This is a genomic window from Acuticoccus sediminis, from assembly GCF_003258595.1.
GTDB classification, from domain to species: Bacteria; Pseudomonadota; Alphaproteobacteria; order Rhizobiales; family Amorphaceae; genus Acuticoccus; species Acuticoccus sediminis.
In genome coordinates this window covers 893,048-906,481 of the sequence record NZ_QHHQ01000002.1, presented here as the reverse complement: position 1 = coordinate 906,481, position 13,434 = coordinate 893,048, and the positions used below count along the sequence as shown (strand labels likewise).

General features: G+C 71.0%; 10 protein-coding genes. 7 read left to right on the top strand and 3 right to left on the bottom strand.

All coding sequences use genetic code 11. The annotated features are described in order from the left end of the window. Positions 1 to 20: 20 nt before the first annotated feature. Both DLJ53_RS12075 and DLJ53_RS12070 read right to left on the bottom strand, forming a co-directional pair. Positions 21 to 1,730, bottom strand: a complete 1,710-nt coding sequence (locus tag DLJ53_RS12075) for a hydantoinase B/oxoprolinase family protein (RefSeq protein ID WP_111345432.1) — start codon at positions 1,728 to 1,730, stop codon at positions 21 to 23. Further along, a complete protein-coding gene (locus tag DLJ53_RS12070; protein ID WP_162409156.1) occupies positions 1,727 to 3,775 on the bottom strand; it encodes a hydantoinase/oxoprolinase family protein in 2,049 nt (682 codons plus the stop codon). The genes DLJ53_RS12075 and DLJ53_RS12070 overlap by 4 nt, the downstream gene beginning before the upstream one ends. A gap of 314 nt (positions 3,776 to 4,089) precedes the next feature. Here DLJ53_RS12070 and DLJ53_RS12065 point away from each other — a divergent pair, with 314 nt between their 5' ends. Beyond that, positions 4,090 to 4,731, top strand: a complete 642-nt coding sequence (locus DLJ53_RS12065; protein ID WP_211100579.1) for a cupin domain-containing protein — start codon at positions 4,090 to 4,092, stop codon at positions 4,729 to 4,731. 52 nt (positions 4,732 to 4,783) lie between these two features. Beyond that, positions 4,784 to 6,085 carry an NAD(P)/FAD-dependent oxidoreductase gene (locus tag DLJ53_RS12060; protein WP_111345427.1) on the top strand — a complete coding sequence of 434 codons (1,302 nt, stop codon included), beginning with the start codon at positions 4,784 to 4,786 and terminating at the stop codon, positions 6,083 to 6,085. Between the two features lie 64 nt (positions 6,086 to 6,149). On the opposite strand, the gene DLJ53_RS12055 is transcribed toward DLJ53_RS12060, so the two are convergent. Then, on the bottom strand, positions 6,150 to 7,043 hold the full coding sequence (locus DLJ53_RS12055) for a LysR family transcriptional regulator (RefSeq protein WP_111345425.1): 894 nt from the start codon (positions 7,041 to 7,043) through the stop codon (positions 6,150 to 6,152). A 112-nt stretch (positions 7,044 to 7,155) separates the two neighbouring features. Between DLJ53_RS12055 and DLJ53_RS12050 the strand changes: the two genes are divergently transcribed. Genes DLJ53_RS12050 through DLJ53_RS12030 form a run of 5 tightly spaced genes read left to right on the top strand, consistent with a single transcriptional unit; the run spans position 7,156 to position 13,429 of the window. Beyond that, positions 7,156 to 7,470, top strand: a complete 315-nt coding sequence (locus DLJ53_RS12050) for a (2Fe-2S)-binding protein (protein WP_111345423.1) — start codon at positions 7,156 to 7,158, stop codon at positions 7,468 to 7,470. Further along, on the top strand, positions 7,449 to 8,813 hold the full coding sequence (locus tag DLJ53_RS12045; protein WP_111345421.1) for an FAD/NAD(P)-dependent oxidoreductase: 1,365 nt from the start codon (positions 7,449 to 7,451) through the stop codon (positions 8,811 to 8,813). Before DLJ53_RS12050 ends, DLJ53_RS12045 begins: the two co-directional genes overlap by 22 nt. Further along, entirely contained in the window at positions 8,810 to 9,937 is a 1,128-nt protein-coding gene (locus DLJ53_RS12040) for an NAD(P)/FAD-dependent oxidoreductase (protein ID WP_111345420.1), read from the top strand. Before DLJ53_RS12045 ends, DLJ53_RS12040 begins: the two co-directional genes overlap by 4 nt. Before the next feature lie 20 nt (positions 9,938 to 9,957). Next, entirely contained in the window at positions 9,958 to 11,343 is a 1,386-nt protein-coding gene (locus tag DLJ53_RS12035; RefSeq protein WP_111345418.1) for an MmgE/PrpD family protein, read from the top strand. A 34-nt stretch (positions 11,344 to 11,377) separates the two neighbouring features. After that, on the top strand, positions 11,378 to 13,429 hold the full coding sequence (locus DLJ53_RS12030) for a hydantoinase/oxoprolinase family protein (RefSeq protein ID WP_111345417.1): 2,052 nt from the start codon (positions 11,378 to 11,380) through the stop codon (positions 13,427 to 13,429). Positions 13,430 to 13,434 lie beyond the last annotated feature (5 nt).

Genomic DNA, 13,434 nt, shown 5'->3' with positions numbered 1-13,434 from the left:
TATCCCTTCCGAGTTGGAGGTCAGTCGTCCGTCAGGCCGTAGAGCGTCGCCGCCGCGGCGGCGCTCACTTTGCCGTCCGCGACGTCCTCTCGGACGCGGTCGCGGTCACGGCTCTTGGGGTCGCCCCAGCCGCCGCCGCCGGCGGTCACGACGAGCAGGCGGTCGCCGCGATAGAGGGTGGTGACGAGCTTGGACGGGATCTCCTCGGTCTCGCCGGAGGCCCGGGTGATGATCGCCTTGGCGCAGCCGCCCGGGCCGCCGCCCGCCGCACCCGCCGGGGCGAAGAAGTGCCGCTCGCCCCGGTAGGTGACGCGCACCTCCTCGGCGAGGACCTCGTACTCGCGCCAGATGCCGAGCCCGCCGCGGAAGGTGCCCGCGCCCCCGGAGTCGGCCGCGAGGCGCGTCGAGATCATCCGCAGCGGCGCGTCACGCTCCACCGCCTCGACCGGCATGTTCATGCAGTTGGTCGCGTCGGTCTCGATCACGTCGACGCCGTCAGAGGCCGGACCGGCGCCCGACGCGCTGGCGATGATCTCGCCCATGACGTAGGCGTTGCCCTTGAGGTCCCGTCCGCCGAAGGAGACGGCGAGCATCTCGCCGGCCGCGTCCGCACCGATGCGCTCGGGCAGGATCTCGCGCAGCGCGCCGAGGATCGCCCCGGTCGCCCGCTTGATGGTTGCGGTGCGCGAGTTCACCGGCGCAGGTTCGCGCGGATTGAGGACCGAGCCCTCCTCCAGCTTCACCGAGACCGGACGGAAGCAGCCCCCGTTGGTCGGAATGTCGGGCCCGGTGATCGTCTTGAGCGCCCAGTAGGCGGCCGCCTTGCTGCCGGAGGGAACGACGTTGAACGGTCCGCGAAGCTGCGGGCTGGAGCCGGCGAAGTCGCACTCGAAGGTCCCGTCGCCGATGGTCACCGCGACTTCGATGCGAACCGGCTTGTCGAGCTCGATCCCGTCATTGTCGTTGTAGTGAGCGTAGCGGTAGGTGCCGGCAGGAAGCTCCGCCAGCGCAGCCCGCGTCATCGCCTCGGACCGGTCGAGGAGGTCGTCGAAGATCGCCGTCGCCAGCGTGGCGCCGTGCGTCGCGCCGATCTCGGCCACGCGCCGCGCTCCGGTCGTGCAGGCGGAGACCTGGGCATCGAGGTCGCCGATGAAGACGTCCGGGATGCGGCTGTTGAGCCGCATGATCTTCAACAGCGTGTCGTTCCACTCGTCGTAGCCGCGGCGCAGGCGCAGCGGCGGCAGGCGAAGCCCCTCCTGGTAGATCTCGGTGGCGTTCGTCGGGATCGAGCCCGGCGCCATGCCGCCGACGTCCTGATGGTGCGTCATCGCGCAGGCGAAGGCGATGGGCCGCCCCTCGGCGAAGATCGGGATGACCACCCCGATGTCGGGCAGATGGGTGCCGCCGAGATAGGGATCGTTCATCAGGTAGATGTCGCCCTCGATCATCCCGGCGACGTCGAATTCGGAAAGGATGCGGGCGATGAGCGGGATCATCGTGGCGAGGTGGATGGGGATCGCCACCGCCTGCGCCAGGGTCTCGCCGCGCAGGGTGAAGAGGCTCGCCGAGGCGTCGAGCCCCTCGCGCACGATGGGCGAGAACGACGAGCGCAGGAGGATCGACTGCATCTCGTTGGCGATGCCGACGAGCTTGTTGCGCACCACCTCGACCGTGATCGGGTCGAGGGCGCTGGTCTCGGCGGGGAGGCCCGGCCGCTCCATCGTGTTCATGCGCGCTCTCCTGCGCCGATCTTCTTCACGTCGAGGATGCCGGACGCGATCGCGGTGACACACCAGCCCGGCGGCACGAGCGTCGTGGTGTCGGCCTGCTCGATCACTAGCGGGCCTTCTAGGGTGTCGCCGGCCGCGATGCTCTGCCTGTCGACGACCCGGGCCTCGACCCCGGCCTCGTAGCCCGGCAGCACGATGCGACGGGTCGTGGTCGCGCGCGGCGCGTGCTGCGCCTCCGGCACCTCGCCGGCGCCGCCGTGGCCGGCGCGGTGGATCGCTCTGAGGTTCACGATCTCGAGCGCGCCGCTCGCCGCGTGGCCGAAGACGCGCTGGTAGTCGGCGCGGAAATCGGCGTCGAGCCGCTCGGCGAACCCACCCGTCGGACTGAACGGAATTTCGAGATAATGAGATTGGCCGACGAAGCAGATGTCGGCCGAATAGCTGATCTTCGTCTCGCCCGGCAGGCTCCCCTCCCGCGCCATGAGCGCGGCGCACTCGCCGTCGAGCCGGTCGAGGAAGGCGGCGACCGCCGCCGGATCGCTCTGGGCGAGCCGGCACGGGAAGGCACGGGCGATCTCGTGCTCGATCTCCGCCGAAAGGAGACCCGTTGCGGACAGGACGCCGGGGTGCAGCGCCACTAGGAAGCGTGTCACGGCCAGCTCGTCGGACAGAGCGGCGGCGTGGATCCCGCCGGCTCCGCCGAGCGGCAGCAGGGCGAACTCACGCGGGTCGTAGCCCTGGCGGATTGAGACGAGGCGGATCCCCTCCGTCATGCCGGCATTGACGACGCGGTGGATTCCGAGCGCGGCCCGCTCCACGGAGAGGCCCAGCGGCGCGGCGATCTCCTTCTCGATCGCGGCGCGCGCCCGCTCCGGATCCAGCGTCATGGTCCCGCCGGCGAAATAGTTCGGGTCGATGTAGCCGAGGACGATGGACGCGTCGGTCACCGTCGGCTGCGTGCCGCCGCGGCCGTACGCGACCGGTCCGGGCTCAGAACCCGCCGAGTGGGGGCCGACGCGCAGGCCGCCGGACGCGTCGATCCAGGCAAGGCTCCCGCCGCCGGCGCCGATGGCGTTGACGTCGACCATCGGCACGCGGATGTCGTACCCGCCGACGTGCCCCTCGGGGCGGATCATCGGCTTGCCGGCGCGGATCAGCGCGATGTCGGACGACGTCCCGCCGATGTCGACGCTGATGAGATCGCCCACACCGGCAGCGGCGCCGACCGCCTGGGCACCGGCGACACCGGCAGCGGGTCCCGAGAGGAAGAGCCGCACCGGACGCTGGCGCGCCGTCTCGGCCGCCGTTATGCCGCCGCGCGACTGCATGATCTGCAGCGGTGCGGGCACCTTCTCGGCTTCGAGCCCCGCCTCGAGGTTGGCGAGATAGCGGTCGATGACCGGCTTGATGTACGCGTCGAAGGCGGTCACGACCGTCCGCTCGTACTCGCGGAAGGCCGGATCGACGTCGCAGGAGAGCGACAGCGCGAGATCGGGCCACCGCTCGGCGATGAGCTCGGCCGCACGCCGCTCGTGCGCGGGCTCCAGGAAGGAGAACAGGAAGACGATGGCGATGCCCTCGACGCCGTCGGCCACGAGCGCCTCGGCCGCCTTCAGCACCGCTTCCTCGTCGAGCGGCGTGAGGACCGTTCCGTCGGCCGCGACTCGCTCCGGGATCTCGTGACGGAAGCGGCCGTGGGCGAGGTAGACGGGCGTCTCCGCCTCGAGTACCGCGCGGTAGACGTCGTGGCGGAGCTGGCGGCCGATCTCGAGGATGTCCTTGAAGCCCTCGGTGGTGAGAAGCCCGATCTTCGGACCCTTGCGCTCGAGGACGGCGTTCGTCGCGACCGTGGTGCCGTGGACGAACCGGACGATGTCGCCGGGCTCGATCCCGGCCTCGTCTTTCAGGCGCGCCACGGCGGCGAGGACGGCGCGGCTCGGATCTCCCCGCGTGGTCGGAACCTTCACCACCCGGTCCGGAGCGCCGGCGGAGCGGCAAATCACGTCGGTGAACGTTCCGCCGATATCGACGCCGATCTCGACCATCAAGAACTCCGTTGGTTGCCGTCGCCGGCACACATTCTTCCGCGCTTCGGGACACCCCGGCGGACCCCGGACGGGTCTTCGGGGGCTTGCGCGTCGACCGGAGGATTTCAACATTTCGAAATCAACGCAAGGCGTCGGAGCCACTTTTTCGGGCATTCGTTGATTTGCTGAATTGGCGCGCATATGAGTCAATTTCTGCTGAAACCGGCCTCATTGCGTCAAATTTCGGCGAACTGGCGCCGACCTGAATTCAACGGCAGTTGCCAAGTCTTTGCGGATAGTCAGATAATATGTTGAAGCATGGAGCCTGCCACTTGGCACGAAACAGTGAAGCGACTCCCGCGCTCTCGGGGAGCGGCACGGACCCGGCGACGGTGGACGAATTCGGCGTCCCGCTCGTGGGGAGCAACATCAAGCGCCTGCGCAAGGAGCGCGGCCTGGCCCTCACCGCGCTGTCCAAGCTCGCCCAGGTCTCCGTCGGCATGCTCAGCCAGATCGAGCGTGACGCGGCCAATCCGTCCCTCAAGGTGCTGACCAAGATCCGCTTCGCACTCGACGTCCCGCTCGCCGCCCTTTTCGGCGAACCGACCGAGACCACCGACACACCGACATTCGTCCGCCGCGGCGACAGTCGCCCGTTTCTGGACTTCGGACCCGACCGCATGGTCAAGGAGCTCCTCTCGCCCGGCGTGGCCCGAAACCTCGAGATGATGATCCTGCACATCCCGCCGGGCGGCAATTCGGGCGATCAGCCCCTGAAGTTCGTCGCCGAGAAAGGCGGGGTCGTCCTCGATGGTACCCTCTGGCTCACGGTCGACGGGCGGACGGTCCGCTGCAACGCCGGCGACAGCTTCCAGTTCGACTCCGACCTGGAGCACTCGTTCGGGAACGACACCGAAAGCCCGTGCCGCGTGCTGTGGATCATCGCCCAGCCGGTGACCGAGCGGCACCTCTGATCCGTTTCAGCATACTGAACACTTCCCCGCCGCCTCCAACCGGACGACCCCCGTGACCCGACCCGCACCCGGCCCGATCAAGGACACACCCTACTGGTGGGAGGCGGCCGCCCCCATCGGTCGCGACGTCGAGCCCGCCGACCCGCCCGCAAGGGTCGACGTCCTCGTGATCGGCGCCGGCTACACCGGACTGTCGGCCGCCCGCGTCCTCGCGGGGGCTGGCCGCTCCGTCGCCGTCGTGGACGCCGGGCCGATCGGCATCGGCGCCAGCACGCGCAACGGCGGCTCTGCCGTCGCCGGGATCAAGAAGCACTTCCTCAAGAACGCCGATTCACGCTCCTGGGGCGACGACCTGCTCGCCGAACTGCGACGCGCCTTCGACCACTTCGAGGCGATGGTGACCGAGAACGGGGTCGGCAGCTACAGCCGCTGCGGCCGCTTCGTCGGCGCTCACTCCCCGCGCGCCTTCCGCGCGCTCGCCGAGGAGGCGGAGGAGCTCGGGCAGCATTTCGACGGCGGCGTCGAGGTGATCCCGATCGAGCGGCAGCGCGAGGAGCTCGCGACCTCCTACTATTTCGGCGGCGTTCTCACCAAACAGGCCGGCGGCGCCCATCCCGCCCTCTTCCATCGCGGCCTGGTCGACGCCTGCCGCGGCCGCAGGGTCACGCTTCACCCCGAGACGCGGGTCACCGGCTGGTCTGGCCGGCGCGGAGCCTTCCGCGTCGCCACGACCCGCGGCGAGGTCGCCGCCGCCGAGATCGTCCTCGGCACCAACGGCTACACCGACGCCGCCGCGCCCTGGTACCGCCGCCGCATCGTCCCGATCGAGAGCCACATGATCGCGACCGAGCCGATGGGACGCGACGTCGTCGCCAGGCTGCTGCCGCCGATGCGCGTCTACGGCGACACCAAGCGCGTGCCGTACTATTTCCGCCCCTCGCCGGACGGTACACGCCTCCTCTTCGGCGGCCGCGCGACCTTCGGTTCGCCGGACACCGCCACCATCGCCCGCACGCTGCTGTCGTTCGCGCGCGGCGTCCTGCCGGACCTGCCGGACGTTGCGGTGACGCACGCCTGGCGCGGCCGGGTGGGCTTCACGTTCGACTTCGTCCCCCACATCGGCGTCCACGACGGGGTCCACTACGCGATGGGCTGCAACGGCGGCGGCCTCGTCCAGCTGACCTGGCTCGGCGATCGCATCGGCCAGAAGGTCCTGACGCCGGACGCCGAGGTCTCCATCTTCGAGCGCGCGCCGTTCCCGACGCGCCCTGGCTACACCGGAACCCCATGGTTCCTGCCGGCGATGGGCAGGATGTACCGCATGCGCGACCGGATCGACCGCCTCGCCCGCTAGGCCCGGAGGCCCTCCCGCGACGCCCCCCTCCGGACCGGCATCGCGCGGCGGGCCCGCGGAACGGTCAGACCGAGGCGTCGAGTATGCCGACGCAGTGGCGCAGATCCTCGATCAGCCACCGCGTGAGGCGCGAGGGGACATGGTTCGGCGACTCGATCAGCGTCACCGATAGGTTGACCGTGGGATGGAACGGTCGCCACACGAGACCCGTCGGCGCGAACATCGTCGCGAACCGGTCGACGAGCGCGACGCCGCCGCCGGCGGCGACGTGCGCCACGGCGACCGACGACATCGTCGCCTCCACGGCGACCTGCCGCGTCACGCCGGACGACACGAACGCCTCGTCCAGCAGGCGGCCGAAATGGGTGTCCGACGAGAAGGAGATGAGACTCTCGTCGACGAGGTCCCTCGGGGTGATCCGCGAATGATGCTCGAGGTGATGTCCGACCGGCATCACCGCGACCATGTTGCACTGGCCGATCGTCGCGACATGCAGCGTCTGGTCCGAGAGCGGCGACAGGGTGAGCCCGAGGTCGACGGCGCGCGCGCGCACCATCTCCGCGGTCTCCGCCGCCGGGAGGAGATGGCTCGAGATCTTCGTGCGCGGGTGCTCGCGGCGGAAGCGCGTCAGCGCCCGCGGCACCACCGTCTCCGCCAGCGAGGACGAGGCGGCGATGCGGATCGAGCCGCCGTCGCCCGCGCGCAGGTCGTTGACCAGCTGGCGCAGCGCCGCGAGGTCGCGAAAGACGCGATCGGCGTCCGGGAAGAGGAGCTGCGCCTCCGGCGTCGGCGTCAGCCGGCCGCGCGCCCGGCTGAAGAGCTTCAGCCCGAGCTGGCTCTCCATGTGGAGGAGCACCTTGCTCACGGTCGGCTGCGAGACGTTGAGAACGCGCGCCGCGTCCGTCACGCTGCCGGTCCGCATGATCGCGCGAAAGATCTCGAGCTGGCGAGCGTTCACGGTCGGCCCTTGATAGCCTCAAGCTATGGGTGATCGACGTATTGGAATTTGAGATGGAAGTCGACGGCTGCTTCACTGCCGGACGTATCAATTGCGAACCGGGCGCCATCCCATGAGCAGCGGGCTCCTCTTCCGGATCGGTGAACGCGAGCGGGCGCGCGTCACCTTCATCCTCGATGGCGAGGCGTGCACCGCGCTCGACGGCGACACCGTGCTGACGGCGGTCCTCACCCACCGGACGCGGCTGCGCGAGACGGAGCTCCGGGGCGAGCCGAGGGCGGGATTCTGCCTCATGGGTGCCTGCCAGGACTGCTGGATCTGGACCGACGGGGGCCGCCGCGTGCGCGCCTGTTCCACGCCGGTTACCGAAGGAATGGTCATCAACACGAACTCACCCTTCGGCGCATGGCTCGACCGCGCATCGTAATCGTCGGCGCCGGCCCCGCCGGAGTGCGCGCCGCCGAGGTGCTCGCCGAGGCGGCCCTCGAGCCGCTCGTGATCGACGAGGCGCCGGCGGCGGGCGGACAGATCTACCGGCAGCCGCCGGCGAGCCATCGCCGGCCACCGGAGCGCCTGTACGGCCTCGAGGCGGGGCGCGCGGTGCGCGTGCACCGGGCGTTCGAGGCCGTCAGCGGGCAGGTCGAGCACTGGCCGAACTCCAGCGTCTGGGGCGTCGACGGTCGGAACCTCATGGTGACCCGCAGCAACGGGCGCATCGTCGCGGTCCCCTATGCCAAGGTGATCCTCGCCACCGGCGCTACGGACCGCACCATCCCGGTGGAGGGGTGGACCATGCCCGGCGTGTTCACTCTGGGCGGCGCGCAGATAGCCCTGAAGTACCAGGCCTGCCTGATCGGCGAGCATGCGGTCTTCGTCGGCACCGGCCCCCTCCTCTACCTCGTCGCGTTCCAGACCTTGAAGGCCGGCGGCCGCGTCGCCGGCGTGTTCGACACGACGCCCTTCGGCCACAAGGCGCGAAACATGTGGCGGATGGCGGCGCTCCCGGCCGCGCTGCTGAAGGGCCTGTCCTATTACGCGCGGCTGATCGCGCACGGTGTTCCGGTTCACTCCGGCGTGACGCCGGTGCGGATCGAAGGCGCCGGCCGTGTCGAGGCCCTCGTCGTGAAGGACCGCGCCGGGCGCGAGATCCGAACCGCCTGCGACGGCGTCGGGCTCGGCTACCACGTCCAGTCCGAAACGCAGCTTGCCGACCTCTTCCGGATCCCCTTCGCCTTCGACCCGCCGTCGCGCCAGTGGCTGCCGGAGGTGGACGCGGCCGGCCGTGCCGCAGCGGACGTCTACCTCGCCGGCGACGGCGCCCGCGTCCGCGGCGCGGACGTCGCCGAGGCCACCGGGGCGCGGGCCGCGCTCGCGTGCCTCGAGGACCTCGGCCACCAGGTCGACCCGGCGGCGGTCGCCCGCATCGACAGGGTGATCGCCCGCGGCAGCCGCTTCGCCGCAGGCGTGCGCGCGACCTTCCCGGTCCCCGACCACCTCCTCGCGGGCGTCCCCGACGACACCGTCCTGTGCCGCTGCGAGGAGGTGACGTTCGGGACTTACCGTGCCGCCCTCGCCGGACGCGGCGCGAGCGAGGTGAACCGGGCCAAGGCCTTCTGCCGCGTCGGCATGGGGCGCTGCCAGGGCAGGATGTGCGGCCTCTCGGCGGCAGGTGTCGCGGCCGCGGCCCTCGCGGTGCCGCTTCCGGACGTCGGGCGGCTGCGCGGGCAGGCACCCGTCAAGCCGCTCGTCGTGACGGAGGCCGCCGAATGAACCGACGGTTCGACGTGGCGGTCGTCGGCGGCGGCCTCGTCGGCGCCTCCGCGGCCTACTTCCTCGCCTCGCGGCACCGGCTCGACGTCGTCCTCCTCGAGCGCGGCCGGGTCGGGGCGCAGGCGAGCGGGGTCAACTTCGGCAACGTGCGCCGGCAGGGCCGGACCATCAACCAGCTTCCCCTCGCCCACCACGCGCGCGCCATCTGGGGCGAACTCGACAAGCACCTCGACGACCCGTGCGAGTTCCTCGTCACCGGGCACCTCAAGCTTGCCTTCGACGACGAACAGATGGCCGCGCTCGAAGACTACGCCCCCAGGGCCGGAGCGGCGGGGCTCGACCTCGAGCTGATGGGCGCCAACGCCGTCCACACGCGCTTTCCCTTCCTCGGCAAGGGAGTGGTCGGCGGCTCGTTCTCGCCGCAGGACGGCAACGCCAACCCGCGCCTCGTCGCGCCGGCGTTCGGGCGCGCCGCACGCCGCGCCGGTGCGGACGTGCGCGAGAACACCGAAGTGCTGGACATCACCCGCACCGCCGACGGTTTCGCGCTCGAGACGCGCGACGGGTCGCTGCGTGCCGGCACCGTCGTCAACGCCGCCGGCGCATGGGCCGGACGCCTCGCCCAATCCTTCGGCGACACGGTGCCGATGACGCCGCGGGGGCCGATGATGGCCGTCACCGAGCCGCTCCGGTACGCGATCCGCCCCGTCCTCGGCACGGGCGACTCGTCCTTCTACATGCGTCAGGTCGAGCGCGGCAGCGTCGTCTTTGGCGGCGGTGCCCGCGTCGACGTCGACCTCGACAACCCGTTCCCGAGACCGCGTCCGGAGCACCTCCTCGTGCAGCTGGGACACATGCGGCGGCTGGTGCCCTCGCTCGCCGGCGTCCAGGTGATCCGCACGTGGAGCGGTGTCGAGGGCTACATGGACGACAAGCAGCCGGCGATCGGCTTCTCCCCGAACGTGCCCGGCCTGATCCATGCCTTCGGCTTCACCGGGCACGGTTTCCAGCTCGCACCCGGCGTCGGCTCCGTCGTCGCCGAGCTGGCGGCGTCCGGCACCTCGCCGGTGCCGCTGGAGTCCTACGCCGTCGACCGCTTCGCCGCCTCGGGCGACGCCCGCTGACCCCTCATCCAGGCCACACCATGACGACCACACGCCGTATCGCCGAATGGGCCGCGACCGCTCCGCGGACCTGGTCCGCCGACGCCCTGCGGACCGCTCACCGGGCCTTCGTCGACACGCTCGGCGTGACGCTCGCCGGTCAGGCCGAGGAGGTCTCGACGCGCCTCCTCGCGGCCACCGCGGCGTGGGGAGACGGCGCGATCGCCATCCTGGGGCGCTCCGCGACGCGGCCGGCGCCCTGGGCCGCACTCGTCAACGGAGCGGCGGCCCATGCCCTCGACTTCGACGACGTGCTCGATCCGGCGATGGCGCATCCCTCCGCCCCGCTCGTGCCGGCGCTGCTCGCGCTCGGCGAGGAGACCGGCGCGACGTGGGGCGACGTCCTCGACGCCTACATCGTCGGGTTCGAGGTCATGGCCCGCCTGGGCGAGGCGATGAACCTTTCCCACTACCACCGCGGCTGGCACACGACGCTATCGCTCGGCAGCCCCGCCTGCGCCGTGGCCGCCGCCCGGCTCCTGGGCCTCGACGTGGAGCGAACGCACGCCGCCTTCAGCGCGGCGACCAGCATGGCCGGCGGCTCCAAGCAGCAGTTCGGAGCGATGATGAAGCCCGTCCATTCGGGCCTCGCTGCCAAGAACGGCCTCGTCGCCGCGCGCTTCGCCGAGGCCGGGATCACCGCCGCCGGGGAGATCGTCGACGGGCCGTGGGGCATGGTCGCCATGATGGCCGAAGGCGCCGCGGGAAGCGCCGCGATGGGCCCGCTCGGCGCCCCGCCGGCCATCGAGGAGCACGGGGTGTGGGCCAAGCGCTACCCCTCCTGCGCCTCCACCCACCGGCCGGCCGACGCGCTGCTGGCCCTGAAGGCGGAGGGCCTGACGGCGGGCAACGTCGAGAGCATCGTCGCCCTCGTCTCGCCGGCGGCGCAGGCGAACCTGCGCTACCGCATTCCCGAAGATCCGTCCCAGGCCCGCTTCTCCCTCGGTTACTGCGCGGCGGCGGCCCTCATCGACGGCGATCTGACCCTGGCGAGCTTCGCGCCCGCCGCGATCGCCCGCGCCGACGTGCGCGCGCTCGCCGAGCGCGTCGGCATGGACATCCACCCGGACCTCGCCGGGTCCCGCCCCGTCGCGGACGTCACCGAGCGCACCACGGTGATCGTGACCACGCGCGGAGGCGCCACGCTGAGAAAAGACGTCGGCGACCCGCGCGGCCACCCGCGACGCCCGCTCACCGACGCCGAGCTGACCGAGAAGTTCCTGACGTGCGCGGCGGCCGGTGGCATCGCCCATCCGCAGGCGGCGCTCGAGGCGATCGAAAGTGCGGGTCCGGCCACGCCCGTGCGCGACATCCTCGGCGCCCTCACGCCCCGATCGCCTGCCGTCGCAGCGCAACGGGCGGGATGATCGCCCCGCAGGCCGTTCCAACAAGGAGTAACCCATGAGCTACCGTGTCGGCGTCGACATTGGAGGCACGTTCATCGACTTCTGCTTCTTCGACGAAGCGACGGACGACCTCTTCACGCTGAAGGTCCTGACGACGCCGAACAACCCCGGAGCCGAGGTGATGGAGGGCCTGCGCCTCGCCGAGGAGCGGCACGGTGTCGAACCATCGGCGATCTCCCGCTTCGTCCACGGCACCACGGTGGGCGTCAACACCGTGATCCAGGGCGTCGGCGCACGCCTTGCGCTCTTCGCGACGGAGAACTTCGAGGATGTCCTGGAGCTCGCCCGCCTCAGGATGCCCGAGACCTACAACCTGCAGTCCTACCGCGCCGCGCCCCTGGTGCCGAAGGACTACGTCTTCTCCATTCGCGAGCGGCTGCGCTCGGACGGCACGGTGTCGCGGCCGCTCGAGCGTGACAGCGTCGTCGCGGCGGTCGAGGCGGCGAAGGCGAAGGGCGCCGAGGGGATCGTGATCGCCTTCATCAACGCGTACCGGAACAGCGCGCACGAACGCGAGGCGGCCGCCATCGTGCGGGAGGTCGCGCCCGACCTCTTCGTCTTCACCTCGACCGAGATCTGGCCCGTCATCCGCGAGTACGAGCGCACGACGACCGCCGTCATCAACGGCTACGTTCATCCACGCGTCTCGCACTACATCACCCGGCTGCAGGCGGCGCTGCGCGCGCACGCGGTGACGGCCGAGCCGCTGCTGACGAAGTCGAATGGCGGCATCATGAACGCCGAGCTCGGCAAGCAGGACTGCGTGTCGATGCTCCTGTCCGGCACCGCCTCGGGCGTGATGGGCGGCGCCTTCGTCGCGGGCAAGGCTGGGATCGACAACGCGCTCACCCTCGACATCGGCGGCACCTCGGCCGACGTCGCCGTCGTCATCGGCGGCAAGCCGCAGTTCGCCGTCGGCGAGCATGTCGGCTCGCACGCGCTTCACGTCCCGGCGGTGGCGGTCTCCTCCATCGGTGAGGGCGGTGGCTCGATCGCCTGGGTCGACGGCTTCGGCGTCCTCAAGGTCGGTCCGGAAAGCGCCGGCTCGGACCCGGGACCGGCCTGCTACGGCCGCGGCGGCACGTGCGCGACCATCACCGACGCGTTCGCCGTCGCCGGTCTCATCGGCCACGAGAACCTCGCCTACGGCGCGATCTCGCTCGACAAGGACCGCGCCCGCGCCGTCGTCGGCGCCATCGCCGATCAGCTCGGCTGGACGGCGGAGGCGACCGCGCTGGCGATCATCAAGGTCGCGATCTCGGGCATGTATCTGGAGGTCAACAAGCTGATCGCCCGCCACGGGATCGACGTGCGCGACTTCACCCTCGTCGCCTTCGGCGGCGCCGGGCCGATGCTCGCACCGATGCTCGCGGTCGAGCTCGGCATTCCGCGCATCCTCATCCCGACGCGCCCCGGCGTCGTCTCCGCGCTCGGCGGCCTGGTGTCCGACATCCGGAACGACTTCATCGCAAGCCACTACCTCGCCGTCGAGGACGGCAACACCGGGGCGATCCGCGATGGCTTCGCCGTCCTGCGCGAGCGGGCGGAGACCTGGCTGCGCGAGGAGCAGAAGTTCGAGGGCGAGGCGCGCTACCTCCTCTCGGCGGACATGAACTATGTCGGCCAGTCGTTCGAGATCGAGGTGGACCTCGACGCGGTGTGGATCGAGACGGGCGACGTGGACGCGATCTGCCGCGCCTTCCACGACCGGCACACCCAGCTCTACGACTTCCACGACGACGGCGCGGAGGTGCACATCGTCAACCTGCGCCTCGTCGTCGCCGCGGCGGGCCCGAAACCGACGCTGAAGAGCACGGCGGAAACGCCGGCCGAGGCCGTCCCCCGCCGCACCGTCCCGGCCCACTTCACCGAGGACGCTGTCGCCACCGGCCTCTACGTGCGCGACGAACTGGCGCCAGGCCACACCTTCGCCGGACCGGCGATCCTCACCCAGTCCGACACCACGACCTGCGTGCCGCCGGGCTTCACCGGCCGGGTCGACCGGTTCGGCAACATCCTTCTCACCGCCTCCAGCGCGCCCAACTGACCGGA

Excerpts from the sequence above, each read along its gene's own strand:
- DLJ53_RS12070 (WP_162409156.1), bottom strand. The coding sequence starts at position 3,775 with ATGGTCGAGATCGGCGTCGATATCGGCGGAACGTTCACCGACGTGATT.
- DLJ53_RS12050 (WP_111345423.1), top strand. The coding sequence starts at position 7,156 with ATGAGCAGCGGGCTCCTCTTCCGGATCGGTGAACGCGAGCGGGCGCGC.
- DLJ53_RS12075 (WP_111345432.1), bottom strand. The coding sequence starts at position 1,730 with ATGAACACGATGGAGCGGCCGGGCCTCCCCGCCGAGACCAGCGCCCTC.
- DLJ53_RS12035 (WP_111345418.1), top strand. The coding sequence starts at position 9,958 with ATGACGACCACACGCCGTATCGCCGAATGGGCCGCGACCGCTCCGCGG.
- DLJ53_RS12045 (WP_111345421.1), top strand. The coding sequence starts at position 7,449 with ATGGCTCGACCGCGCATCGTAATCGTCGGCGCCGGCCCCGCCGGAGTG.
- DLJ53_RS12030 (WP_111345417.1), top strand. The coding sequence starts at position 11,378 with ATGAGCTACCGTGTCGGCGTCGACATTGGAGGCACGTTCATCGACTTC.
- DLJ53_RS12040 (WP_111345420.1), top strand. The coding sequence starts at position 8,810 with ATGAACCGACGGTTCGACGTGGCGGTCGTCGGCGGCGGCCTCGTCGGC.